Below are 22,677 nucleotides of genomic sequence, written 5' to 3' on the forward strand. Positions count from 1 at the left end.
CCGGTCCCGGACGGCGGCGCGCGGGCGCGCCGTGTGGTGAACTCCGGTCCCCCACAAGGCGGTCGGCGACGGTCAGCCCGCCGCCACGGGCGGGGCGAGCCAGTCGTCGAGGGGGACGCCGCAGCTGTTGACGATGCCCGCGACCAGCGCGTAGGCGCCGACGAGGGCGAGCAGTTCCAGCAGCTGCGGGGTGGAGTGGCGGTCCGTCAGCTCACGCCAGGTGGCCGGGGAGAGCGCGTGGTCCCCGCACAGCTCGTCCACGGCCCGCAGCAGCGCCCGGTCGCCCTCGTTCCAGCCGGGGGCGTCCGGTCCGCCGAGGACGCGGGCGATCTCGGGCCCGGTCAGGCCGGCGGCGGCGCCGAGGCGGGCGTGGTGGTGCCACTCGTAGGCGCAGCCGGTGCGGTGGGCGGTGCGCAGGATCGCCAGTTCCCGTTCGCGGGGCGGGAGCAGGCCCTGGGCGAGCCGGGTGAGCAGGGGCACCAGGGCGACCAGCAGGTCGGGGTGGTGGCCGACGGTCGCCAGGACGTTGAGCACCGGACGGCCCGCCAGCGGCCCGGCGCCGCCGGCGAGGACCTGCGCCGCGGGGCCCTCCAGGCGTCCGGCCAGGGCGGCGACCTCGGCGGCGGGCCGCGGCGCGAGCCTCGGGGCCGCGTCGGCGGGGCGCGGGGTAGCGCGCGGGGCGGCGTGCGACTCGGCGTGCGGCTCTGCGTGCGGCGCCGCGTAGTGGTCGAGACGGCCCATCAGCTCCAGCTCGTCGGGGGTGCCGTCGCCGTTGAGCTCGCGGTAGACGGCGCCGACGTTGAGCACCAGCCGCTCGGGGTCGGCCCAGTGGGCGAAGCCGTCCAGGTCCATCTCCCGGGCCGCCTGGAGGACGGGCAGGCCGGCCCGGTGCGCGCGCACGGCGTGGCCGTGGAGCCGTTCCAGGTAGTCGCGGAGGGCACGGACCTCCGCTGTGCCGACGACCGGCCCGTGCCCGGGCACGATCGTCTCCGCGTCCAGGCCGAGGATCAGGTCGCAGGCGGCGATCCAGCCCGACACCGGACCGCTGTGGACCACCGGGTGGCCGCCGACGAACAGGATGTCCCCGGTGAACAGCACGCCCGCGTCCGGGACGTGGACCAGCACGTCACCGGCGGTGTGGGCCGGGCCGACCTCGATCAGCCGGACGCTGCGCCCGCCCACCGCGACCTCCAGTTCGCCGCTGAAGGTGCGGGTCGGCGGGGTCGGGGTGATGCCGGTGAAGTCGAAGGCCTCACGCATCCGTTCGACGACCCGCGGGAGCGGGATGTCGCCCGGGGAGGCGAGCAGCTCGTGCAGGCGCTCGCCGCGCATGTGGGCCGCGGCGGCCTCGGAGGCGAGGATCTCGGCGTCCGGGAGCAGCTGGTTGCCCCACCAGTGGTCGCCGTCGCTGTGGCTGTTGACCAGGGTGCGGATGGCGAGCCGGGGCAGGGCCCGCGTCATCGTCTCCAGCATGGCGCGGGTCCGCGGGACGGTGAACAGGGTGTCGACGAGCAGCCCTTCGCCGCCGGAGACGACCAGCCCGGCGTTGCTGAAGCCCCAGGTGCCGCTGGGTTGCAGGTAGGCGTAGGTGTCCTCGGCGATCGCGTGCAGGCCCAGGGTGAAGGGGACGGCCATCGCTTGACCTCCTCAGTAGGTGTACCGGAGTACCAATGTGTACTCCAGTACCAAAGTGGATTCAAGTACACTCGTCGCGTGAGACCGACAGCACCTCAGGAACCCGCGGCACCGCAGGAACCGGCCGGACCCCGGGACGGGCAGGGCCGGCCGGACGGGCCCGCCGGCCAGGACCGGCGCGGGCAGCGCCGCAGCGCCACCCGCGAACGGCTGCTGGCCGCCGCCCTCGACCTGTTCGCCGCCCACGGCTACGCGGCCACCACCTACGACCACATCGCCGAACGCGCCGACACCGGCCGCCAGACGGCCTTCAACCACTTCCGCCGCAAGGAGGACTTCGTCACCGCCTGGGTCCGGCAGCGCCACGAGCTGCTGGACCGGCAGGAGGCGGCGGACGCGGCCGACGGCGGACCGGTCGTCGAAGCGCTCGCGGACGAGCTCCGCGCCCTCGCGCGGTTCAACGAGCAGGACTACGCGCTGGCCAAGGAACTCCACGACAGCGGGGTCCTGCACGCCGCCTTCGGCCTGGGCGCCGCCACCCCGCACGCGATCCTCGCCACCGTCACCCGCGGCCGGCAGCGCGGCGAGATCCGCCCCGACCTCGACCCGGCCGCCGTCGCCGACCTCGTCTTCGACTGCTACGTGACCGCCCTGAGCCGCTGGCTGGCCAGCGACGCCGCCTTCCCGCTCGCCGACGCCCTGCTGGCCAGGCTCGCCGTGCTCGCCGACGGCTTCGGCCCGCCGCGCGACGCCTGACAACCGACCAGCCCCGCGCGGCGCCTGACAACCGACATCTGAGGCCCGACACCTGACGCCCGATGCCCGGCGCCGCCGGGACCGCCCGTACGCCCGCCTCCCGCTGCCGCCTCCCGCCACCCGCTTCCCGTCACCCGCGCCGCACCGGGGGCGGGCGCGGCGCGGGTGACGGACGGGACCGGGCCGGGGCCGGCTGTCGGGCGCCGGGGGCCAGGCGAGGAAGACCCACATCTCCCTCACCCCACAGAGCCCGCCCGCCCCCGAAACCGCTTACCGCCCCACCCCGCGCGGCGGGTACCGTGCCCGGATGCACAGCAACGACAGCAACGGCAGCAGGGACGGCAACGGGGACGGCAACGGCAGCGCCCCCACCTGGGACGTCCTGCTGCTCGGCGGCGCCTCCGGCCTCGGCAAGAGCCGCGCCGCCGCCGAACTCGCCCGGCACAGCGGCGCGTTCGTGGTCGAGTTCGACGACGTCGTCGCCGCCCTGCACGCCGCCACCACCGCCGAGGGCCACCCCGGCCTGCACCACTTCGACGGCCTCGACGACCCCGACGCGCTGCCCGCCGACCGCGTCCTGGAACTGCAGATCGCCACCGCCCGCGCCCTGGACGACGCCCTGCTCGGCGTGGTGCGCAACCGCCTCACCGTCGACGTGCCCGCGATCGTCGAAGGCGACTACCTCACCCCGGCCGCCGCCGCCCGCGCCGCCGCCGAGGCCGCCGGACAGGGCCGCGTCGTGCGCGCCGCGTTCCTGCACGAGGGCGACGCGGCCGGCATCAGCGCCAACTACGCCCGGCGGGAGCCCGAATCCGGCCCGCAGGAGCGCCGCGCGGCCGTCAGCGCCCGCTACTCCCACTGGCTCGCCGACCAGGCCCGCACCCACCACCTGCCCGTCCTGGACTGCCGCCCCTATCCCACCCTCGCCGACCGCCTGCGCCGCGCCCTGGCCTGACCTGACCTGACGGCTCAACCGGCCCTGACCTGCCCCGGCCCGGCCTGACCTGACCTGACGAAAGGGTCCACAGATGCTGATCGTGGTGAGCGGCGGGCCGGGCAGCGGGAAGACGACGCTGGCCCACGCGCTGGCACGGTCCCTCGGTTGCCCGGCGGTGTGCCGGGACGAGCTGAAGGAGGGCCTGGTGCACGCCGGCACCCGGGCCGGGAACCCCGACGAGGCGGTGCGCGCGGCGTTCTTCGACGTCCTGGAGGTCCTGGTGCGCGCGGGGGTGAGCGTGGTGGCGGAGGCCGCGTTCCAGGACCGGCTGTGGCGGCCCGGCCTGACCCCGCTGGCCGAGCACGCCGAACTGCGCATCGTGCACTGCCGGGTGGACCCGGCAGTGGCCCGCGCCCGGATCCGGGCCCGCCTGACGACGCACCCGCACCGCGCCGCACACGCCGACCGCGCGCTCCTCGCCGCCCCACCCGGCCCGGGCAACCTGCTGGACGACTTCACCCCGCCGTCCCTGCCGGTGCCGCACCTGCACGTGGACACCACCCACGGCTACCGACCGCCGCTGACGGACATCGCCGCCTTCGCCACCAGGCCCGGGAACTGACCGTCAGTTCGCCGGCGAGCCCGGCGGCCTGCCGGATCAACTCAGCTCAGTGACAGGCGAGTTCCGACTCCCACGGGCGCTCGACGGACTCCGCGCGGACGGCGGCTCAGCAGGCCTGCCGGGCCCGGCCGTCCGTTTGCGGGCCCCGCTTGCGGGCGAGGCGCCGCGACCTCCGTGACCTCCGCGGCATCGACCGTCACTCCGGCAGCCGCACCCGGCGGCCCGTCCGACAGGTTGTCAGCTCTCCCCTGTGGGCCGCCGGGATGACTTCTCCCGCGCGCCCGGATCAGCCCGGATAACACGGACGACATAGTCACTTCGTCACCTTATGGCGCATTCATGCCGTCAGCCATGAGTCCCGCGAGCACCCTGGGGAGTCCCCGATGCCCGAAGTCAGACGACCCTGGGGCCTGGCCCGAGCCTTCGAAGCACCAGGCAGAGCCCTGGCCCGTCCGTCGAGGAGGGCGGGCTCGACGCGGCGCGGCTGGACGGGAATGCTGGCGGCCGTGCTGATGCTGGCGCCGACGCCGCTCGTCCCGCTGCTGGCCGCCCCCGCCGCGCACGCGGCTCAGACGTGCCCGACGGACGCCGGCTACACCGACTGCCTGTCCTTCGCCTACACCGGAAGCGACCAGGACTTCACCGTCCCCACCGGGGTCTCCTCGATCAGGGCGAAGGCCTGGGGTGCGGGTGCGGCCGCCGACGGCGACACCGCCGCGGCCGGCCGCGACCACGCGAACCGGCCGGGCGCCGCCGGCGCCTACGCGACCGCGCTGCTGGAGGTGACGGCCGGACAGCGGCTGACAGTGGTCCCGGGCCAGGGCGGGCGGTCGCGTCCCGACGGCTCCGGCTCCCCGGAGGCCCGCAACGGTGGCGCCTCCGTCATCCGGTCGGGCCAGTCGCACACCCCCGCGGACACCCTGCTGGCAGCCGACGGCGGCACGGCCGCGAGCGCGAGCGCGACTGAGACCGCGAGCGCGAGCGGCGCCGGTGCTGCCGGGGCCACCGGGGCCGGTGCTGGAGACGGGGCGCAAGGCCTTGCGCCTCACGTGACCGAGCGCCAGTACGTCACCGGGGCGGCCTTCGGCGGCCTCGCCCCGTCCCTCACGGGCGTCAACGGCGCCGACGCGGCCAAGAGCGGCGCCGGCCACAGCGGCGACGGCGGCGACGGCCTCGTCGTACTGGAGTGGAAGGACCCCGGCGCCGACGCCACGGCGGCGAAGGCCGACCCGTCAGCGGCCTCCGTGCCCGCCGGCCAGAGCAGCGCTCCGGCAGCCCCGTCCCCGGCGGCCACGCCGTCCGCGACCGCCGGTCCGGCCGGCCCGAGCAACGCGGCCGCCCCGCCGAGCACCGCCCCGGCCGGCCGCCTGCCCCGGGCACCCGGCGACCCCCTGGACTGCACGGGCAACACGATCTACGCCATCCAGCGCGGCTCCTCCACCGCCGCGAACGGCACCCTGCTCGCCCTGGCCGCCGGCACCGTCGGCGGATCCAGCGTGACCGCGACGACGGTCAGCACGCTCCCCGCCGGATCCGGCTTCACCAACGCCCTCGGGATCACCGACGGCGGCACCGCCGCCTACGTGGTCGACCAGACGCCGACCGTCGCCGGGTCCGTCAACGTGTACGGCTACAACGCGGCCACCCAGGCCTGGACCACCTACACCGGATCCGCCGGCGCCACCAACGACTCCTTCGTCGCCGGCGCGGTGGACCCGGCCAACGGCGTCTACTACTACGCCAGCTTCGAGCCCGGCACGGCGACCACGCCCGGCGTGGCCACCCTCTACGGCTTCAACACCACCACCAACACCGCGATCCCCGGCGTGATCGCCACGTTCGACCTGCCGGTCACCGGCGCCTCCGGCCCCAACGGTGACATCACCTTCGACGCGGGCGGCAACCTCTACGTCCTCTCCTCCGTCGGCACCGACGCCGCCATCGGCCGGGTCAACGGTCCGATCCCCACCACCGGGTCGGCCACCGGCGTGCCGCTGACCGACACGGTGCTGAGCACCCTGCCCAACCCGGACAGCAACTCGTTCAACGGGGCGGCCTTCGACAACGCCGGAACGCTCTACATCGAGTTCGCCACGGGGACCACCACCTTCCTGGAGCAGCTCAACCCGAACACCGGCGCGATCCTGGCCGGTCCCACGCCGTACTCCAACAACGCGTTCCTGTCCGTGGACCTCGGCGCCTGCTCCACCAACCCGACCCTGGCCCTGCAGAAGAACATCGTCGGCCGGTTCGCCTCCTCGACCACGTCGAACGACCAGTTCAACCTGGCGATCACCGGCGGCGGCATCACCCAGGGCAACACCGCCACCACGACCGGCACCAGCACCGGCATCCAGGCTCCCCCCGCCGGCCCGGTCATCGCCGTGTCGGGAACCACCTACACGCTGACCGAGACCGCCGCCTCCGGCAGCCTCGCCAACTACACCACCGCCTACGACTGCGTCGACACGGCCAACGGCAACGCCCCGGTCGCCTCGGGCACCGGCGCGACCACCTTCAACCTGCCGTTCCCGCCGACGGTGGAGGACAAGAACAGCCCGATGGTGCTCTGCACCTTCACCAACACCCCGGTCCCCGCGACGCCCTCGCTCACGATCATGAAGACCGCGTCCCCGACCACGGTCACGGCCGTCGGGCAGGTCGTGGACTACAGCTTCCTGGTGACGAACACCGGGAACGTGACGCTGACCGACGTGACGGTCAACGAGACGGCGTTCTCGGGCACCGGCACGCCGCCCGCGATCACCTGCCCGGCAGGCGCGGCCTCGCTGGCGCCGGGTACGTCGGTGACCTGCACCGCCCCCTACACCGTCACGCAGGCCGACATCAACGCAGGCTCGATCACCAACACCGCGACGGCGACCGGTACTCCGCCCACCGGCCCGCCCGTCACGTCCCCGCCGTCGAACGCAACCGTCACCGCGACGTCCAACCCGGCGCTCACGATCATGAAGACCGCCTCGCCGACCACGGTTTCGACCGTTGGACAGGTCGTGGACTACAGCTTCCTGGTGGCCAACACCGGCAACGTGACCCTCACCAACGTGACGGTGAACGAGACCGCGTTCTCCGGCACCGGCACCCCGCCGGTGATCACCTGCCCGGCAGGCGCGGCCTCGCTGGCACCCGGCACATCCGTGACCTGCACCGCCCCCTACACCGTCACGCAGGCCGACATCAACGCAGGCTCGATCACCAACACCGCGACGGCCACCGGCACACCGCCCACCGGCCCGCCCGTCACCTCCCCGCCGTCCAACGCAACCGTCACCGCGACCTCCAACCCGGCGCTCACCATCGCCAAGACCGCCTCCCCCACCACGGTTTCGACCGTCGGACAGGTCGTCGACTACAGCTTCCTGGTCACCAACACCGGCGACGTCACCCTCACCAACGTGACGGTGAACGAGAGCGCGTTCTCCGGCACCGGCACGCCGCCCATGATCACCTGCCCGGCAGGCGCAGCCTCCCTCGCGCCGGGTACGTCCGTGACCTGCACCGCCCCCTACACGGTCACGCAGGCCGATCTCAACGCGGGCAGCATCACCAACACCGCGACGGCCACCGGCACACCGCCCACCGGCCCGCCCGTCACCTCCCCGCCGTCCAACGCAACCGTCACCGCGACCTCCAACCCCGCGCTCACCATCATGAAGTCGGTGGATGCGACGGAACTGACCGGTGTCGGCCAGGTGTTGCACTACTCCTTCCTGGTGACCAACACCGGGAACGTGCCCCTGACCAACGTCACCGTGAACGAGACCGCGTTCTCCGGCACCGGCACTCCGCCCGTGATCACCTGCCCGGCCGGCGCGGCCTCGCTCGCGCCCGGCGCGGCCGTGACCTGCACCGCCGGCTACACCGTCACGCAGGCCGACCTGGACGGTGGCAAGGTCGCCAACACCGCGACGGCCACGGGCACCCCGCCCACCGGCCCGCCCGCGATGTCCCCGCCGTCCTCGACCAGCGTCCCGAACGCCCCGGCCCCCGCGCTCACCGTGGTGAAGTCGGCCTCGCCGAGCACGGTCACGGCCGCAGGCCAGACCGTCGACTACTCCTTCCTGGTGACCAACACCGGGGGCGTCACGCTGACCGATGTGACGGTGAACGAGACGGCGTTCTCCGGTAGCGGCACGGCACCCGTGGTGACCTGCCCGGCCGGCGCCGCCTCCCTCGCGCCCGGCGCGGCCGTGACCTGCACCGCCGACTACACCGTCACGCAGGCCGACCTGAACAGCGGGAAGATCACCAACACGGCGACGGCGACGGGCACCCCGCCGTCCGGTCCGCCGGTGACCTCCCCGCCGTCCAGCGCGACGGTGACCGCGAACCCGCCGCACGGCCACCTGCCGAGCACCGGCGCGAACACCCGCCTGGCCGGGCTGGCGGGGAGCCTCCTGCTCCTCGGCGGTGGGCTCGCGCTGGTGACACGCCGCAACCGTCGTCGCTGCTAGCAACGACGGCTGACGGCGGCGGTCCCCGGGGCGTGGGCTCCGGGGACCGCCGCCGTTCTGTGCCCGTCCGTCGTCCGCCTGTCGTCCCTCCGTCGTCCGTCCGGCTCGTGGGTGAGGGGCGGACGACGGGACGGTCCTCAGCCGAACGGATGAACCTCCGCCACCGCCAGGCCCGCCGAGCCCGCGCCGCCCGCGTCGGCACGGTAAGACGGGCCGGGCCCCTCTGCGGTGACACCGGTGTGATCGTTCCTGGCGCCGCCCACAGCCGAAGGAAGTCAAGAGATGCGCGAAACGAAGCACAAGGCCCGAGCGGGTGCCGCCGTCGGCATCGCCCTGCTCGCCCTCGCCGCCCTGTCCGGCTGCCGCCAGCCCCACAGCGGCGGCAGCCAGGACGTGCAGGCCGCCACGGCTGCGCCCTCCGGGGAGGCTGCGAGCAGCGGTGAGATCGCCGTGCTGGAGCAGCCGACGCTGCCGCCGCCGTCGTCCGTCGCCAACGACCAGGAGAAGCGCAAGCAGGTCGCCATCGGCACCTGCGAGGCGACCAAGGACGGCTGGCGCGCGGCCGGCACCGCGGTGAACCCCGGCGGCCGGGACGCGGACTACCGGATCGTCGTCTACTTCACCTCGCCGAAGGCCACGGTGCTCGCCCTCGGCGACACGGCGGTGAGCGTCAAGGCGGGGCAGAGCGGGGCGTGGGAGGTGCGGCAGACGTTCCACGCGCCGCAGGGGACCCTGTGTGTCCTGCGGGGCGTCAGCTGAGCGCCCGCCGCCGGGCGTCCTAGGGTCTGTCCGGGTTGCACTTCCAGCTGAGGAACGGTCCTGGCCCGGCGCCCGCCGAGGGCAGCCGGGTGAGCGGCGGCCGACGCCCGAAGGCCGTCGAGTACGGCCTTCCCCTTCGTGCCGGTGCCGAGCGGCGGCGCCGATGCCGACCGCGCCCGCGGCGGCGGGAGAAGCCTCCCAAGTCGCGTGGGCAGGGCATGGGTTCACGGCCGGCGGCCGGGACGTCCGTCGCGACCGGAAGCAATCCCGGGGGTGGAACTCCCTGCAGCCGGAAGCACGTTGGTCGGGACGTGACTGAACTTCGATCCCTCGGCTCGTCCGACCTCCTCGTCTCGCCGCTCTGCCTCGGAGGCAACGTCTTCGGCTGGACCGCCGACAAGGCCCAGTCGTTCGCGGTGCTCGACGCGTACCTCGCCGGCGGCGGCAACTTCATCGACACCTCCGACTCGTACATGAACTACTTCGCCGGCAACGAGCCGGGGCAGTCCGAGAGCATCATCGGCGACTGGCTCGCCGCCCGCCGCAATCGCGACGACGTGGTCGTCGCCACCAAGGTCGGCGACCACCCCGAGTACCCGGGCCTCGCGCCCGCCAACATCAAGGCCGCCGTCGAGGAGTCCCTGCGGCGGCTGCGTACCGACCACATCGACGTCTACTACACCCACTTCGACCGGGACGAGTCCATCCCCGTCGGCGAGATCATCCTCGCTCTCGACGGTCTCGTGAAGGCCGGCAAGGTGCGTGCCATCGCGGCCTCCAACATCAGCCCCGAACGGCTCTCCGCATCGCTGGCCTTCTCCGACCGCGAAGGACTGGCCCGCTACGTGGCCCTGCAGCCGCAGTACAACCTCGTCTCGCGCGACACCTACGAGGGCGCCCGGCGGGACGTCGTACAGCGCGAGGGGCTGGCCTGCGTTCCGTACTTCGCACTGGCCTCCGGCTTCCTCACCGGCAAGTACCGCCCCGGGAAGAGCACCGACAACGTGCGCGACGTCCCCGGACTCGCCGGTGGCTACGCGGACACGGAACGCGGCGTGAAGGTGCTCGACGCGTTGGAGCGGATCGCGACGGCGCGGGGGGTGGAGATGGCCACCGTGGCGCTGGCCTGGCTCGGACGGCAGCCCACCGTGACCTCGCCGATCGCCTCCGCGCGCACCGTCGAGCAACTGCCGGCGCTCTTCGCGGCGCAGGACCTGCACCTGTCGGACACCGAGCTGCGGACTCTGACGACCGCCTCCTCCTGACCGGGTGCGGGTCCTGGTGATCAGGGGGAGGCGACGCTCCCTGACTGCCGGGGATGCACCCCCGGCCAAGTCGACCTGGCCCGCTGCATCCTGACCCGGCGTCCTCCACGCGCCGCGGCCGGTTCGCCAGGTGAGGCGAACCGGCCACGGCGATCGTGACCTTCGTCCCGTGCGCCCCGGCCTGCGACGAACGCGACGCCAGGCCCTGCCACCGGACCTGCGATGGCAGCCCGCTCGGAGCCGGATGAACGCCCGGAGGATCAACGCGGCGCTGCGCCAAGGGTCGTCTTCTCGCGGCTGCTGCGGGCGATCCAGGCGGAGAAGGACGCGGCCGGGGACATCGCCTGGCTGGTGTCGGTCGACTCCACGATCGTGCGGGCCCACCAGCACGCGACCGGCGGTAAAAAGGGGCACGCGATCGGGACGAAGCGGGTGATCACGCCCTCGGCCGATCCCGTGGCGGACTGAGCACCAAGGTCCACCTGGCCTGCGACGGGCGTGGCCGCCCGCTCAGCTTCGTGCTGAGCGGCGGCAACGCCAACGACTGCACCCGCTTCGAACACGTCATCCAGGCGATCAGCGTGCCCCGCGTCGGGCCCGGCCGTCCGCGCACCAGACCCGACCACGTGGTTGCGGACAAGGGGTACAGCTCCCGCAAGATCCGCACCTACCTGCGCAAGCGCAAGATCAAGCACACGATCCCCGAGCGGATCGACCAGGCCGGCGGCCGCCTGGGAAGAGGAAGCCGGGGCGGTCGCCCACCCGGCTTCGACCGCCGGATCTACAGGCTCCGCAACGTCGTAGAGCGCTGCTTCAACCGCCTCAAGCAGTGGCGCGGCCTGGCCACCCGCTACGACAAGACCCGCGAGTCCTACCAGGCCGCCATCACCATCGCCTCAATCCTGCTCTGGATCTGACCCTTTGAAGACGACTCCTAGCGCGGTGGGGGCCGGTTCTCGTCGCAGGTGGCGCGCTGGCCGTGGAGGAGGAGGGGGACGGCGCGGTTGGCGAGGGCTTCGGCGGCGCGGGCGGCCTGGGCGGGGGCCATGACGTCCGGGAGTTCGTGGGCGGGGACGAAGCGGGCGCCGAACAGTCCGCTGCGGTGCCGGGGCGGGACGGTGAGGCGGGTGTCCTCTCGCACGGTGCCGCCGTCGAAGACCAGGTTGAGGCGCTCCAGGTAGCGGTCGGCGGGGGTGAAGTCGACCGCCAGGACGTCCGTGAGGCGCAGGTTGAGGCCGGTCTCGGCGTGGAGGTGGCGGGCGGCGGCGAGGTTGGGGGGCTCGTTGGGTTGGGCGGCGCCGCCGGGGAGGAGGAGGCCGTCCATGTAGTCGGGGTCGACCAGGAGGACGTCGCCGCGCGGGTTGCGCACGAGGACGAGGCAGCCGAGCCGGCATACGGGCGGCTTGGCGAGGAGGCGGGGGTCGCGCATCGGGTGGTTCACCTTCTGAGGGCGGCGAGGAGTACGAGGGAGAAGCCCGCCAACCAGAGGAGGCGGACGAGGAGTTCAGCCGTCATGCTTCAGGCGCTCGTAGCTCAGCCCCTTGCGGAGCAGGTCGACGACCCGGAGAAGTTCGGATGGGCGGGCGCAGCCGAGGCCGATGAGGTAGCAGCCCGTCCTGCGGCCGTGCTCCCAGTCGACTTCGACAGAAGGCAACTTCACCCCGGCCAGGGCGAGGACGGTGGTCAGGTCGTCGAGGACGTCGGCCGCCTGCCGGCGCTGATCGGCGGTGGCGCGGTCGAGGGCGGATCCCATCACGCCCCCACCTGCCGCCGAACCTCGAACCCCCGCCAGGCGCTGAAGGCGGCGGAGAAGGAGGAGAAGGCGGCCAGCCCACCCGAGGTACCGCTGCGCAGCCACTCGCCCGTCGTCTCGTTCCGCACCCGGTAACACCGGCCCTCCGGGTCCCACCGCACCCCGTAGCCGTGCAACCGGGGCACTTGGACATCACCCATGGGAGTAACCTTCCGCTGTCGATCCTTCACGTTCTGTGTGGGAAAGACTTGCGGAACGACCCCCTCCTGGGGAAGCATCTGAAGTCGCCAGTTCAGCATGGTTCAGTTGGGAAGCATCATGAACCGTAAGAAGCTTGATCCTGCGTCATCTCCGTACGCGACCCTCGGGATTCAGCTCCGCCGTTCACGCGAGGCACGCGGCCTGACCCAGACGGAACTCGGAGAGGTCATCGCCTACTCCGGCGCCTACATCTCCAGCATCGAGCGCGGCATCCGCGCGCCGAGCCGCCGATTCGTCGATCTCGTGGACGAGCACCTCGCCACCGGCGGCACCCTCGGCCTGATGCTCGACCAGCTCGAACACAGCATCCTGATAGAGGGTTTCCCTGAGTACGCCGACAAGGAAGCCGAAGCGACCGCCATCCGGCTCTTCCAGATCGGGGTCATCTCCGGGCTGCTACAGACTCCCGAATATGCGGCAGCCTATGAACAGGCACCGGTCACGCGCGGGACCGTCACTCAGCAGCAGGCCGACGAGCGCATGCGGTTCCTTCTCACCCGGCAGGAACGGATCAACCGAGCGTCTCCGCCGTACATCCAGGCCGTACTCGACGAGTGGAGCCTGCGACGACCGATCGGTGGACCAGCAGTGATGGCACGCCAGTTGGCTCACTTGGAAGAGCTGGCCGGTCGGCCGAACATGACCATCCAGGTAGCTCCGCTCGGTCTCGGAGAGCACCGGCCGTTCGCACACCCGGTGACGCTCCTGACGATGCCGAATCGTTCGCTGCTCGGCTATTCGGAGAGCCACCTGCGCGGCCATCTGGAGCGCGACGCCGAAACCCTCGCGGGCTGGGCCAGGGAGTACGATCGGCTGCAAGCCGAGGCACTTCCTCTGGCCCCGTCGCTTGAGCTGATCCGCGCAGTACGGAAGGAACTTGAAAGTGCACCTTGACCTATCCGGCGCTCGCTGGCGCAAGAGCACGTTCAGCGGCCAAGGCGGCGAATGCATCGAGGTAGCGGACGGCTTCCCCGGCATCGTCCCGGTCCGCGACTCCAAGAACCCCAACGGCCACACCCTCGCCTTCCCCGCCGATGCCTGGCAGGCCTTCGTCACCGCCGTCGGCGCCGGCGAGTTCGACGCCAACTAGGCCTACCTGACGCCGGAGTGGGAAGTCATCCCCATCGACTTCCCACTCCACCCGCAGGAGGCAACCGCGATGGACACCACCTGGCGCAAGAGCACGTACAGCGGCAGTGGCGGTCAGTGCATCGAGGTCGCCGACGGCTTCACCGGCGTGCAGCCCGTCCGGGATTCCAAGGACCCCGACGGGCCCGTCCTCCTCTTTCCCTCCCCCGCCTGGCAGGCCTTCGTCGCCGCCGTCCACGCCGGCGAGTTCGACGTCCGGTAGCAGCAACTCCGGCCCCGCCGCCCCGATCCGGCGGTTTCTAGGGGCCTTCTCAACCCCTCCGCCCGGTTCAATCCGCCGCCGCGACCTCAGGGGGTGATGAACGAGTGATCTGGCCCAACACCGTGCGGGCGAACGTCAAGACCGGGCACGACCGGGAGGTGTTCGCCGTCTATCCGTACCGCTCGGCCTGCCCGCAGGCGGTCTGGGCGCAGCTGATCGCCGAGGCCCGGTCGGATGTCTTCCTCGCCGGGTACACCAACTACTTCGTGTGGCTGGAGCAGCCCGCCCTGCTTCAGACTCTGCGGCGCAAGGCCGAGAGCGGCTGCCGGGTCCGGTTTCTCCTCGGGGATCCGGACTCCGACACGACGCGTCAGCGCGAGCAGGTCGAGGACGTGGCGCTCACGGTGTCCACCAGGATCAGGGTCACCCTGGAGAACCTGGCCAAGCTCTCCGGTACCGAGGGCTTCGAGGCCCGGTTCAGCGCTCCGGACGACGGTCCGAACCATGTCGGCCTCTCCGTCTTCCGCTTCGACGAGCACGCCCTCGTCACGCCTCACCTCGCCCGCGCCGTCGGCCACGACTCGCCGCTGATGCACCTGCGGCGCAGCGGGGAGAACGGCATGTTCGACCGCTTCGCCGAACACGTCGAAGAACTCTGGTCGCGGGGCAACGGCATCCGCTCCGGCCCGCACTGACACCTGCGCCTAACCCGGCGCCGGAGTGGGAAGTCATCCCCATCGACTTTCCACTCCACCCGCAGGAGGCAACCGCGATGAACACCACCTGGCGCAAGAGCACGTACAGCGGACAGGGCGGTCAGTGCGTCGAGGTCGCCGACGGCTTCACCGGCGTGCAGCCCGTCCGGGACTCCAAGGACCCGGACGGGCCCGTGCTCCTCTTCCGCTCCCCCGCTTGGCGGGCCTTCGTCGCCGCCGTCAGTGCGGGTGAGTTCGACGACCGGTAGTGGCAACTCCTGGGTGGGATGGAGGAGCTGTCGGGTCCGGGTGACCGCTTGTGTCAGCGGGCGGGGGTGTGGGCGGCCGGGCGGACGGCGTCGGGCAGCAGGTGGAGTTCGTAGGGGGTGTAGCAGTCCGACATCTCGCCTCCGACCACGGCGCCGCAGCGGCAGGCGCGGTTGGGCGGGCCGTCGCCGGGGGCTCCGCAGCAGCCGGGTGGCCCGCTCGTTGTCGCGTGCCAGGTGAGGCCGGTCCCGTCGTCGGGGTGCAGGACGAAGGTGTTCCGGGGCCCGGCGGAGACGACGACCATTCCGTCGAAGTCGCTGATGCACGGGCCGCCGGGGTAGGCGGCGGGGCAGCCGTCCTGGTCCTCGGCCGGGACGAACGGCGGGCCGTGCGGCTGCGGATCGACGGCGTAGTGGCCGCGGGGCACGGTGGGCGGGGCCTGTCGCCGGCCGTTGACGAGCTCGCCCTCGAACAGGTGCCGGGCCGGAACCGCCGGGAGGGGTTCGAGGTCGGCGGTGAGGGCCTCGCCGCAGGCGGCGCAATGAAAAATCGTCATCGCGGCATGTCTACAGCGCGGGCCCTCACCTCGCAACGGGATTCCGCTGCCCCGCCGGCGGGGCTCGCCCGTCAGGCGAAGCGGAACACCTGGTCGGGCCAACTACCCTCGGGTGTCTCGCCGTCGAGGGCCTCGCTGATCGTCCGTTCCTCGTAGGCGAAGTGGGATTCCATGATCGCCGTGAGGCCGTCGAGTTCACGGCCGACCGCTTCCAGCCCTTCGCCGGGTGGTCCGGCCGATTCGGCGGCGTGGTCGGCGAGTTCGCGCACCCGGGTGAGGATGGCGGCGATCATCTCGTGGTCCTCGACGAGTTTGGCGACCGTGCCGGCGAGCTGCGGGCGTTCGCGCACCAGTTGGGCGAACATGCCCTCGTCCTCGCCCTGGTGATGTGCCGTCAGTGCGGCGCAGAAGGCCAGGCAGTGGGTGCGCAGTGTGTCGCCGTCCGGGCGGCGCTGTCCGATCCCGGCCCTGATCCGACCGACCTGGCGGCGCAGTTCCTGGTGTGCTCGGGAGAGTTGAAGACTCAGGGCGACCACGCGGTCGCCGTCATGGGAAGCCACGGGAGGCGGCCCCTTCGGTTCCGCACCTCCATGCCTGACGCTGTCCGCCACCGGCACGCGATGCTGGCGCCATCCGATCACGGGCCCCGGCGCCGGGGCAAGCGCCGCCGGGGCAGGGGCCGGTGGCCCCGGACCCGGGCGGGCCGGGGCCGGGGTGGCGGCCCCGGCCCTACACGGGGCCGGTGGGGGTGGTCAGGCGGTGGCGGGCGGCGGCGAGGAGTTCGTCGGACAGGGCGGGGTCCTCGCTGGCGCGGGCCAGGAGGAGGGCTCCGACCATGGTGGACAGGTCGGCGAGGGCGCTGTCGCGGTCGGCGGCCTCGGGCAGGTGCTGGAAGCCGTCGACCAGGTCGCGCAGTCCGGCGGTGAAGGCGGTGCGCAGCGGGGAGCCGGGTTCGGCGCGGGCCGCGTCGGCGGCCAGGGCTGCGGCGGCGCAGCCCTGGCCGGGGTTGTCGCGGTGGGGGGTGGAGAGGTAGCGGGCAAGGAACTCGTCGCGGGGGGTGGGGTGTTGGGGCGCGGCCGGGTCGGGGGCGGGCGTGCCGGGTGCGGGGTCGTCGGCGAGGCGGTCCATGGCTTCGCGGCGTTCGGTGAAGGCGGCTGTGAGGGCTTGGGCGACGAGGTCGTCCTTGGAGGCGAAGTGCCGGTAGAAGCCACCGTGCGTCAGGCCTGCGGCGGCCATCGCCCGGGGGACGCTGACCTGGTCGGAGCCCTGCTCCCGGATCAGTCTGGCGGTGTGGTCGATCACCTCCTGGCGGTGGCGTTCGGCCTCGGCCCGTGACACGCGGGGCATGCCTGCGTTCCTTTCCTCGTCCTGCGGTGGTGGTGGTCCTACTTTCCCATCCGGGCTTCCCCATCCAGTTTAGATGATGGTAATAATCTAAACGTTGCGGTGCCCCGGCTGCGGGCACCGCCTTCCCGAGAGCGAGGAACACGCACATGACCGTGATCGACGGCTCCACCGCCCTGGTCACCGGAGGCCTGCGCGGCCTCGGCCGGGCGTTCGTCGGGGAACTGCTGGCGCGCGGCGCGAAGAAGGTCTACGCCACCGCCCGCACCCCCGTGCCCAGCGAGGACGCACGGGTCGAGGTCCTCGCCCTGGACGTCACCGACGACGCCTCGGTGGCCGCCCTGGCCGAGCGCGTCCAGGACGTCGACCTCGTCTTCAACAACGCCGGCGTCCTGCACCCGGGGGCGCTGCTCACCGGCGACCTGCGGCAGGTCCAGGAGACCTTCGACACCAACGTGCTGGGCCCGCTGCGCATCGCCCGGGCCTTCGCTCCGGTGCTGGCGGCCCGTGGCGGCGGGGCGCTGGTCGACATCCACTCCGCGCTGTCCTGGGGCGCGGGCGCCGGCGCCTACGGCGCCTCCAAGGCCGCCCTGTGGTCCCTGACCAACTCCCTGCGCCTGGAGCTCGCCGCCCAGCACACCCAGGTCGTCGGCGTGCACCTGGGCTTCGCGGACACCGAGATGGTGGCGGCCCTGCCCGTCGACAAGATCCCGGCCGCCGAGGTGGCCCGCATCGTCCTGGACGGCGTCGAGCGCGGCGACCGCGAGGTCCTCGTCGACGACCTCACCCGGGCGCTCAAGGCCGCGCTCCCCGGCCCGGTGGAGGGCCTCACCATCCCCATCCGCCGCTGAACCGCACCCTGCCGAGACCCGTCGAAACCCGTCGAAAACCAGCGAGGAGAACACCCATGCCGCTGTGGCACGTCTACCACCCTCCCGGCACCTACACCCCCGGGCAGAAGCAGCAGCTCGCCGCCGACATCACCGGGTTCTACACCCGCTTCGGGCTGCCGAAGTTCTACGTGATGACGCTCTTCCACGAGATCGGCGCCGACTCCTTCCACGTGGGCGACCAGCCCGCGCACGACGCCGTGCGGATCGTGGTCGAGCACATCGCCCGGCACACCGAGGACCCCGACCTGCGCAAGCGCACCCGGGAGGCCCTCGCCGCCCTCCTCGCGCCCCACACCACCGGGCGCGGCCTGCACTGCGAGTTCCACATCGACGAGACGCCCCGGGACCTGTGGATGATCAACGGGATCGCCCCGCCCCCGTCCCAGAGCGAGACCGAGAAGCTGTGGGCCCGCGAGAACCGCCCGACCCCCTACTGATTCCCGCCGAAGGGCTACCCGGCCTCCGCTCCAGGACCCACCGACCCGCCACCCCGCGGGCGGTGGGTTCAGCCGTCGAGGGCGGCGGGCGCGGCAGGCGCGGCGGGGGCGCCGGCGAGGAGGGCGTCGAGCAGGCCGGGGAAGCGGGCGTCGAGGTCGGTGCGGCGCAGGCTGACGAAGCGGTTGCGCCCGGCGACGCGGGTGGTGGTGACGCCGGCCTCGCGCAGGACGCGCATGTGGTGGGAGACGGTCGATTTGTGGAGGTGGTCCAGGCCCAGGTCGCGGGGGGCGCAGGAGTGTTCGGCGCCGTCGGCGTAGCTGAGCAGCAGGGTCATCCGGACGGGGTCGCCGAGGGCGTGCAGGACCGTGACGAGGTCGATGTCGGCGGTGGTGGGCTGGGGAAGCCGATCGTCTTCGGTCATGGCGCGTGGTCCTCGTCGGGTCGTCGATGGTTTGACAATCATCCACCCATCCTTAGTGTTTGACGAGCGTCAAACTGTTGCCCTATCGTCAAACAATCGGGGGGCTTTCCCATGCCCGTACGCCTGCTCCTGCTCGCCCTCGGCACCTTCGCCATGGGCACCGACTCGATGGTCGTCGCCGGCATCCTCGGCCCGATCGCCGCCGACCTGGGGGTGTCCGTGCCGGCCGCGGGCCAGCTGGTCACCGTCTTCGCGCTCGGCTACGCGCTGCTGGCCCCGGCGCTGGCCGCGCTCACCGCCCGCTGGCCGCGCCGGCGGCTGCTGCTGGCCGCGCTCGCGGTGTTCAGCGCGGCCAACGCGCTCAGCGCGCTCGCCCCCAGCTACGGCCTGCTGCTGGCCACCCGGGTCCTGGCGGCCGCCGGGGCCGCGCTGTACACGCCGACCGCCAACGCGGTGGCCACCACCCTGGTCGCCCCCGAGCGGCGCGGACGGGCGCTGGCCACCGTGCTGGGCGGGATGACGGTGGCCACCGCGCTGGGCGTGCCGCTGGGCACCTGGGTGGGGCGCGCCGACTGGCGGATGACGATGTGGCTGGTCACCGCGCTGGGCGTGGCGGCGCTGGCGGGACTGGCACTGCTGCTGCGCGACCTGCCGGCACCGGTGGCGGCGCCGGGGCTGCGGGCGCGCCTGGCCCCGCTGGGGCAGCGGCGGGTGCTGGGGGCGGCGGCCACCACGCTGGCGTTCTTCCTGGCCTTCCAGTGCGTCTACATCTACCTGGCCACCGCCGTCTCGGGCGCGACCGGGGGCGACGCGGACCGGCTGAGCCTGGTGCTGCTGACGGCGGGCGTGATGTCGGTGGCGGGCAGCTGGCTGGGCGGGCGCCTGGTGGACCGGGTCGGGGTGCGGCGGGTGCTGCTGACCGGCTCGACGGTGGCGGCGGGCGCGTTCGCCGCGCTGCCCTGGCTGGGGCGCAGCATGCCGGGGGCGCTGGTGTACGCGGCGGTGGTGCCGCTGGCGGGGTGGGCGGTGTCGGTGGCGCTGCCGCACCGGCTGGCGTCGATCGATCCAGGGAACGCGCCACTGCTGATCTCGCTGAACAGCAGTGCGCTGTACCTGGGGACGGCGGCCGGGGGTGTGGCGGGCAGTGCGGCGATCGCGGTGCTGGGCGGGCGGTGGTTCCCGTTCGCGGCGGCGGGGCTGGCGCTGGTGGCGGCGGTGACGGCGGCGGCGACCACGCGGGACGCGCGGGCGGGTGCGCGGGCGGAGGGGGAGGCGACGGTGCCGGCGCCGGCACCGTCGCGGTCCTGATCCCCGGGCGGGCGGGGTCCCGGCGGGCGGGGTCTCAGCAGGCGGGGGCCCTCAGCGGGCGGAGCCGAGGTTGCGGTCGGCCTCGGCTCCGGCGAGCAGCAGGGTGGTCTCCTCGATGCGGCGCAGGCGTCCGCAGGGGGCGTACCGGCCGAAGAGGTAGACCTCCATGGAGACGTGGGTGCCGTCGGTCTTGAGGACGTCGACGGTGTGCCGGGTGGCGGTGCGGTCGCCGTCGTGGAGTTCCTCGTGGACCTGGACGCGGCCGGAGGCGACCACGGCGCGCAGGTGGCGGATGTGGTCGGTGAAGGCGGCGCGGTCGTCCCAGCGGCCGTCGGTGCGCTGGCGGTAGTCGGGGGTGAAGTGGCGCTCGACGGCGGTCTCCAGGTCGAGGCCGGGGGTGAAGAGCAGGTCGTCGAGGGCGGCGGCGATGGTGGTGCGGGGGGCGGTGGCGGGCATGGGGGTTCCCTTCTCGGAATCCGACAATGCGTGCGTGGCGCACGCTTCATGGGATGAGCGTACCCCAGGAACGCGTGCGTCGCGCACGCTATGATCGGGGGGTGGACCACTCCCCCGAAATCCCCGACCCCGAGAGCTCCCCGGAGGCCGCCTCCGGCCTCGGGGACGCCGTCGCCCAGGCCCTGGCCGTCCTGCTGCGCCGCCCCGCCCGCGCCGCGCTCTACCGGCGCCTGACCGAGGGCCTGGGCGAGGCGGTGGACGAGGTCACCTACCCCGTGCTCTCCGGCCTGGCCCGCACCGGGGCGCGCAGCGCCGCCGACCTGGCCGCCGAGATCGGCCTGGACCGCTCCGGGGTCAGCCGCCGGGCCACCCGCCTGGAGGAGGCCGGGCTGCTGCGCCGCGAGGCCGACCCGCGCGACCAGCGCGCCACCCTGCTGACCCTGACCGGCGCGGGCGAGCGCACCGTGGCGGTGATGCGCGGGCGCCTGGCCGGCGGCATCGAGGAGGCGCTCGCCTCCTGGCCGCCCGGGGAGGCCGAGGCGTTCGCCCGGTCGCTGCGGCGCTTCACCGAGCAGGGCCCGTTCGGCTGAGCACGGGGCGCGCGGGCGCGCGGGGCGGCGGGGTCAAGGGACAGCGGGGCGCGCGGGACGGCGCCGTGAGGGCGAGGGGCCCGGAAAACGCGGGTGCCCCGGGCCGGTGAACCGGTCCGGGGCACCCGCGGGCGCGGGGATCAGGCGCCGAGGACCTCGCCGACCAGGGCGCGGGCCTCCTCCTGCACCCGGGCCAGGTGGCCGGTGCCGAGGAAGGACTCGGCGTAGATCTTGTAGACGTCCTCGGTGCCCGAGGGGCGGGCCGCGAACCAGGCGTTGTCGGTGCACACCTTGATGCCGCCGATCGGCGCGCCGTTGCCGGGCGCCTCGGCCAGCACCGCGGTCACCGCCTCGCCGGCCAGCTCGCCCGCGGTGACCTGCTGCGGGGAGAGCCGGGCCAGGCGCGCCTTCTGCTCGCGGTCGGCCGGGGCGTCCACCCGGGCGTAGGCCGGGGCGCCGTGACGCTCGGTCAGCTCGCGGTAGTAGGCGCTGGGGCTGGCGCCGGTGACGGCGGTGATCTCGGAGGCCAGCAGGGCCAGCAGGATGCCGTCCTTGTCGGTGGTCCACACCCCGCCGTCGCGGCGCAGGAACGAGGCGCCGGCCGACTCCTCGCCGCCGAAGGCGATCGAGCCCTCCGCCAGCCCGTCGACGAACCACTTGAAGCCCACCGGCACCTCGACCAGTTCGCGCTTGAGGTCGGCGGCGACCCGGTCCAGCATCGAGGAGGACACCAGCGTCTTGCCGACCGCGGCGTCGGCGGGCCAGTCCGCGCGGTGGCGGTACAGGTAGTCGACGGCCACCGCCAGGTAGTGGTTGGGGTTCATCAGGCCGCCGTCGGGGGTGACGATGCCGTGCCGGTCGGCGTCCGCGTCGTTGCCGGTGGCGATGGCGTACTCGTCCTTGCGGCCGATCAGGGAGGCCATCGCGGACGGCGAGGAGCAGTCCATGCGGATCCTGCCGTCCCAGTCCAGCGTCATGAACCGCCAGGTCGGGTCGGTGACCGGGTTGACCACCGTCAGGTCCAGGCGGTGCGTCTCGGCGATGCGCGCCCAGTACGCCACCGACGCCCCGCCCAGCGGGTCCGCGCCGATGCGCAGCCCGGCCGCGCGCACCGCGTCCAGGTCGAGCACGGCGGGCAGGTCCTCGACGTAGGTGCCCAGGAAGTCGTGGCGCCCGGTGGTCGCCGCCGCCAGCGCCCGCGCGTACGGGACGCGCTTGACGCCGCGCAGGCCCTCGCGGATCAGCTCGTTGGCGCGGTCCTGGATCCAGCCGGTGGCCTGCGAGCCGGCCGGGCCGCCGCTGGGCGGGTTGTACTTGAAGCCGCCGTCGCGCGGCGGGTTGTGCGAGGGGGTGACGACGATGCCGTCCGCCAGCGCCCGGGGGCTGCGCCGGTTGTGGGCCAGGATCGCGTGCGAGACCGCGGGCGTGGGGGTGTAGCCGTCGGCCGCGTCCAGCAGCACCTGCACGCCGTTGGCGGCCAGCACCTCCACCGCCGTCACCTTCGCCGGCTCCGAGAGCGCGTGCGTGTCGGCGCCCAGGAACAGCGGTCCGGCGATGCCCTGTTGGGCCCGGTACTCGCAGATCGCCTGCGTGGTCGCGGCGATGTGGTCCTCGTTGAACGCGGCGTCCAGCGAGGACCCGCGGTGGCCCGAGGTGCCGAACGCCACCCGCTGGCCGACCTCCTGAGGGTCCGGGTTCAGGGCGTAGTACGCCGTCACCAGCCGCGCCACATCCACCAGGTCATCCGGCTGCGCCGGCTGCCCGGCCCGTGCGTGTGCCATCCGTCTTCTCCCGCCAACTTCCCGTACGCGTCCTTGCCCCGTGCCACCGATCGTAGCCAGAACGCGACCGTGCCCCGAACCGCGAGGCGGGCCGGGGCACGGCGGGACCGGGGT

The 22,677-nt window shown here is 73.4% G+C and carries 25 protein-coding genes and 1 pseudogene; 16 read left to right on the forward strand and 10 right to left on the reverse strand.

The window, feature by feature from the left end; genetic code table 11:
* Positions 1 to 72: 72 nt before the first annotated feature.
* Positions 73 to 1,635 (reverse strand): MBL fold metallo-hydrolase, encoded by a 1,563-nt coding sequence (locus OG556_RS00685; RefSeq protein WP_371515307.1) that lies wholly within the window; start codon positions 1,633 to 1,635, stop codon positions 73 to 75.
* Positions 1,636 to 1,713: 78 nt separating this feature from the next.
* Here OG556_RS00685 and OG556_RS00690 point away from each other — a divergent pair, with 78 nt between their 5' ends.
* The 7 genes and pseudogenes from OG556_RS00690 to OG556_RS00720 all read left to right on the forward strand — a co-directional run.
* Positions 1,714 to 2,391 (forward strand): TetR/AcrR family transcriptional regulator, encoded by a 678-nt coding sequence (locus OG556_RS00690; RefSeq protein WP_371515308.1) that lies wholly within the window; start codon positions 1,714 to 1,716, stop codon positions 2,389 to 2,391.
* Positions 2,392 to 2,698: 307 nt separating this feature from the next.
* The gene (locus tag OG556_RS00695; protein ID WP_371515309.1) at positions 2,699 to 3,346 is read left to right on the forward strand and encodes an AAA family ATPase; all 648 of its coding nucleotides are present in this window, start codon (positions 2,699 to 2,701) and stop codon (positions 3,344 to 3,346) included.
* Between the two features lie 73 nt (positions 3,347 to 3,419).
* On the forward strand, positions 3,420 to 3,950 hold the full coding sequence (locus OG556_RS00700; RefSeq protein ID WP_371515310.1) for an AAA family ATPase: 531 nt from the start codon (positions 3,420 to 3,422) through the stop codon (positions 3,948 to 3,950).
* Between the two features lie 494 nt (positions 3,951 to 4,444).
* Positions 4,445 to 8,425 (forward strand): beta strand repeat-containing protein, encoded by a 3,981-nt coding sequence (locus tag OG556_RS00705; RefSeq protein ID WP_371515311.1) that lies wholly within the window; start codon positions 4,445 to 4,447, stop codon positions 8,423 to 8,425.
* A gap of 282 nt (positions 8,426 to 8,707) precedes the next feature.
* Positions 8,708 to 9,184, forward strand: coding sequence for a hypothetical protein (locus OG556_RS00710; RefSeq protein WP_371515312.1), 477 nt, complete (start codon positions 8,708 to 8,710; stop codon positions 9,182 to 9,184).
* A gap of 311 nt (positions 9,185 to 9,495) precedes the next feature.
* Positions 9,496 to 10,449: an aldo/keto reductase gene (locus tag OG556_RS00715; protein WP_371515313.1), complete on the forward strand. Its 954-nt coding sequence runs from the start codon at positions 9,496 to 9,498 to the stop codon at positions 10,447 to 10,449.
* Positions 10,450 to 10,737: 288 nt separating this feature from the next.
* Positions 10,738 to 11,366 (forward strand): annotated as a pseudogene (locus tag OG556_RS00720) (IS5 family transposase); the annotation flags it as partial.
* 17 nt (positions 11,367 to 11,383) lie between these two features.
* On the opposite strand, the gene OG556_RS00725 reads toward OG556_RS00720, so the two are convergent.
* The 3 genes from OG556_RS00725 to OG556_RS00735 form a co-directional block, all read right to left on the reverse strand.
* A complete protein-coding gene (locus tag OG556_RS00725) occupies positions 11,384 to 11,878 on the reverse strand; it encodes an NUDIX domain-containing protein (protein WP_371515314.1) in 495 nt (164 codons plus the stop codon).
* A gap of 75 nt (positions 11,879 to 11,953) precedes the next feature.
* Complete coding sequence (locus OG556_RS00730; RefSeq protein ID WP_371515315.1) at positions 11,954 to 12,202, reverse strand: hypothetical protein; 249 nt, start codon at positions 12,200 to 12,202, stop codon at positions 11,954 to 11,956.
* A complete protein-coding gene (locus tag OG556_RS00735; protein WP_371515316.1) occupies positions 12,202 to 12,402 on the reverse strand; it encodes a hypothetical protein in 201 nt (66 codons plus the stop codon). Before OG556_RS00735 ends, OG556_RS00730 begins: the two co-directional genes overlap by 1 nt.
* Before the next feature lie 118 nt (positions 12,403 to 12,520).
* On the opposite strand from OG556_RS00735, the gene OG556_RS00740 reads away from it, so the two are divergent.
* From OG556_RS00740 to OG556_RS00760, 5 genes are all read left to right on the forward strand, one after another.
* Positions 12,521 to 13,357: a helix-turn-helix domain-containing protein gene (locus tag OG556_RS00740; protein WP_371515317.1), complete on the forward strand. Its 837-nt coding sequence runs from the start codon at positions 12,521 to 12,523 to the stop codon at positions 13,355 to 13,357.
* Positions 13,347 to 13,553 (forward strand): DUF397 domain-containing protein, encoded by a 207-nt coding sequence (locus OG556_RS00745; RefSeq protein WP_371515318.1) that lies wholly within the window; start codon positions 13,347 to 13,349, stop codon positions 13,551 to 13,553. Before OG556_RS00740 ends, OG556_RS00745 begins: the two co-directional genes overlap by 11 nt.
* A gap of 69 nt (positions 13,554 to 13,622) precedes the next feature.
* Positions 13,623 to 13,814, forward strand: coding sequence for a DUF397 domain-containing protein (locus OG556_RS00750; RefSeq protein ID WP_371515319.1), 192 nt, complete (start codon positions 13,623 to 13,625; stop codon positions 13,812 to 13,814).
* A gap of 104 nt (positions 13,815 to 13,918) precedes the next feature.
* The gene (locus tag OG556_RS00755) at positions 13,919 to 14,509 is read left to right on the forward strand and encodes a DUF5919 domain-containing protein (RefSeq protein WP_371515320.1); all 591 of its coding nucleotides are present in this window, start codon (positions 13,919 to 13,921) and stop codon (positions 14,507 to 14,509) included.
* 77 nt (positions 14,510 to 14,586) lie between these two features.
* On the forward strand, positions 14,587 to 14,778 hold the full coding sequence (locus tag OG556_RS00760) for a DUF397 domain-containing protein (RefSeq protein WP_371515321.1): 192 nt from the start codon (positions 14,587 to 14,589) through the stop codon (positions 14,776 to 14,778).
* 53 nt (positions 14,779 to 14,831) lie between these two features.
* Here OG556_RS00760 and OG556_RS00765 read toward each other — a convergent pair whose 3' ends face one another.
* The 3 genes from OG556_RS00765 to OG556_RS00775 all read right to left on the reverse strand — a co-directional run bounded on the left by OG556_RS00765 (position 14,832) and on the right by OG556_RS00775 (position 16,679).
* Positions 14,832 to 15,332: a hypothetical protein gene (locus tag OG556_RS00765; protein WP_371515322.1), complete on the reverse strand. Its 501-nt coding sequence runs from the start codon at positions 15,330 to 15,332 to the stop codon at positions 14,832 to 14,834.
* Positions 15,333 to 15,403: 71 nt separating this feature from the next.
* A complete protein-coding gene (locus OG556_RS00770; RefSeq protein ID WP_371515323.1) occupies positions 15,404 to 15,892 on the reverse strand; it encodes a hemerythrin domain-containing protein in 489 nt (162 codons plus the stop codon).
* A 169-nt stretch (positions 15,893 to 16,061) separates the two neighbouring features.
* Positions 16,062 to 16,679: a TetR/AcrR family transcriptional regulator gene (locus tag OG556_RS00775; RefSeq protein ID WP_371515324.1), complete on the reverse strand. Its 618-nt coding sequence runs from the start codon at positions 16,677 to 16,679 to the stop codon at positions 16,062 to 16,064.
* A gap of 146 nt (positions 16,680 to 16,825) precedes the next feature.
* Here OG556_RS00775 and OG556_RS00780 point away from each other — a divergent pair, with 146 nt between their 5' ends.
* Both OG556_RS00780 and OG556_RS00785 read left to right on the forward strand, forming a co-directional pair.
* Positions 16,826 to 17,527: an SDR family oxidoreductase gene (locus OG556_RS00780; RefSeq protein ID WP_371515325.1), complete on the forward strand. Its 702-nt coding sequence runs from the start codon at positions 16,826 to 16,828 to the stop codon at positions 17,525 to 17,527.
* A 56-nt stretch (positions 17,528 to 17,583) separates the two neighbouring features.
* A complete protein-coding gene (locus tag OG556_RS00785) occupies positions 17,584 to 18,006 on the forward strand; it encodes a tautomerase family protein (RefSeq protein ID WP_371515326.1) in 423 nt (140 codons plus the stop codon).
* Between the two features lie 68 nt (positions 18,007 to 18,074).
* Here OG556_RS00785 and OG556_RS00790 read toward each other — a convergent pair whose 3' ends face one another.
* Positions 18,075 to 18,428, reverse strand: coding sequence for an ArsR/SmtB family transcription factor (locus OG556_RS00790; RefSeq protein WP_371515327.1), 354 nt, complete (start codon positions 18,426 to 18,428; stop codon positions 18,075 to 18,077).
* A gap of 111 nt (positions 18,429 to 18,539) precedes the next feature.
* On the opposite strand from OG556_RS00790, the gene OG556_RS00795 reads away from it, so the two are divergent.
* Positions 18,540 to 19,736, forward strand: coding sequence for an MFS transporter (locus OG556_RS00795; protein WP_371515328.1), 1,197 nt, complete (start codon positions 18,540 to 18,542; stop codon positions 19,734 to 19,736).
* A 51-nt stretch (positions 19,737 to 19,787) separates the two neighbouring features.
* On the opposite strand, the gene OG556_RS00800 is transcribed toward OG556_RS00795, so the two are convergent.
* Positions 19,788 to 20,192, reverse strand: a complete 405-nt coding sequence (locus OG556_RS00800) for a nuclear transport factor 2 family protein (RefSeq protein WP_371515329.1) — start codon at positions 20,190 to 20,192, stop codon at positions 19,788 to 19,790.
* A gap of 182 nt (positions 20,193 to 20,374) precedes the next feature.
* Between OG556_RS00800 and OG556_RS00805 the strand changes: the two genes are divergently transcribed.
* On the forward strand, positions 20,375 to 20,782 hold the full coding sequence (locus tag OG556_RS00805) for a MarR family transcriptional regulator (protein WP_350886161.1): 408 nt from the start codon (positions 20,375 to 20,377) through the stop codon (positions 20,780 to 20,782).
* Positions 20,783 to 20,922: 140 nt separating this feature from the next.
* Here OG556_RS00805 and pgm read toward each other — a convergent pair whose 3' ends face one another.
* Positions 20,923 to 22,563 (reverse strand): phosphoglucomutase (alpha-D-glucose-1,6-bisphosphate-dependent), encoded by a 1,641-nt coding sequence (gene pgm, locus OG556_RS00810; RefSeq protein WP_371515330.1) that lies wholly within the window; start codon positions 22,561 to 22,563, stop codon positions 20,923 to 20,925.
* Positions 22,564 to 22,677: the final 114 nt, after the last annotated feature.

Origin of the sequence: Kitasatospora sp. NBC_01300, assembly GCF_041435235.1 — a bacterium.
GTDB lineage: Bacteria > Actinomycetota > Actinomycetes > Streptomycetales > Streptomycetaceae > Kitasatospora.

What these genes read in the sequence shown, in the direction of transcription:
- OG556_RS00685 (WP_371515307.1), bottom strand. Translation starts at nt 1,635, where the DNA reads ATGGCCGTCCCCTTCACCCTGGGCCTGCACGCGATCGCCGAGGACACC.
- OG556_RS00695 (WP_371515309.1), top strand. Translation starts at nt 2,699, where the DNA reads ATGCACAGCAACGACAGCAACGGCAGCAGGGACGGCAACGGGGACGGC.
- OG556_RS00700 (WP_371515310.1), top strand. Translation starts at nt 3,420, where the DNA reads ATGCTGATCGTGGTGAGCGGCGGGCCGGGCAGCGGGAAGACGACGCTG.
- OG556_RS00705 (WP_371515311.1), top strand. Translation starts at nt 4,445, where the DNA reads ATGCTGGCGGCCGTGCTGATGCTGGCGCCGACGCCGCTCGTCCCGCTG.
- OG556_RS00710 (WP_371515312.1), top strand. Translation starts at nt 8,708, where the DNA reads ATGCGCGAAACGAAGCACAAGGCCCGAGCGGGTGCCGCCGTCGGCATC.
- OG556_RS00725 (WP_371515314.1), bottom strand. Translation starts at nt 11,878, where the DNA reads ATGCGCGACCCCCGCCTCCTCGCCAAGCCGCCCGTATGCCGGCTCGGC.
- OG556_RS00730 (WP_371515315.1), bottom strand. Translation starts at nt 12,202, where the DNA reads ATGGGATCCGCCCTCGACCGCGCCACCGCCGATCAGCGCCGGCAGGCG.
- OG556_RS00735 (WP_371515316.1), bottom strand. Translation starts at nt 12,402, where the DNA reads ATGGGTGATGTCCAAGTGCCCCGGTTGCACGGCTACGGGGTGCGGTGG.
- OG556_RS00740 (WP_371515317.1), top strand. Translation starts at nt 12,521, where the DNA reads ATGAACCGTAAGAAGCTTGATCCTGCGTCATCTCCGTACGCGACCCTC.
- OG556_RS00750 (WP_371515319.1), top strand. Translation starts at nt 13,623, where the DNA reads ATGGACACCACCTGGCGCAAGAGCACGTACAGCGGCAGTGGCGGTCAG.
- OG556_RS00760 (WP_371515321.1), top strand. Translation starts at nt 14,587, where the DNA reads ATGAACACCACCTGGCGCAAGAGCACGTACAGCGGACAGGGCGGTCAG.
- OG556_RS00765 (WP_371515322.1), bottom strand. Translation starts at nt 15,332, where the DNA reads ATGACGATTTTTCATTGCGCCGCCTGCGGCGAGGCCCTCACCGCCGAC.
- OG556_RS00775 (WP_371515324.1), bottom strand. Translation starts at nt 16,679, where the DNA reads ATGCCCCGCGTGTCACGGGCCGAGGCCGAACGCCACCGCCAGGAGGTG.
- OG556_RS00780 (WP_371515325.1), top strand. Translation starts at nt 16,826, where the DNA reads ATGACCGTGATCGACGGCTCCACCGCCCTGGTCACCGGAGGCCTGCGC.
- OG556_RS00785 (WP_371515326.1), top strand. Translation starts at nt 17,584, where the DNA reads ATGCCGCTGTGGCACGTCTACCACCCTCCCGGCACCTACACCCCCGGG.
- OG556_RS00790 (WP_371515327.1), bottom strand. Translation starts at nt 18,428, where the DNA reads ATGACCGAAGACGATCGGCTTCCCCAGCCCACCACCGCCGACATCGAC.
- OG556_RS00795 (WP_371515328.1), top strand. Translation starts at nt 18,540, where the DNA reads ATGCCCGTACGCCTGCTCCTGCTCGCCCTCGGCACCTTCGCCATGGGC.
- OG556_RS00800 (WP_371515329.1), bottom strand. Translation starts at nt 20,192, where the DNA reads ATGCCCGCCACCGCCCCCCGCACCACCATCGCCGCCGCCCTCGACGAC.
- pgm (WP_371515330.1), bottom strand. Translation starts at nt 22,563, where the DNA reads ATGGCACACGCACGGGCCGGGCAGCCGGCGCAGCCGGATGACCTGGTG.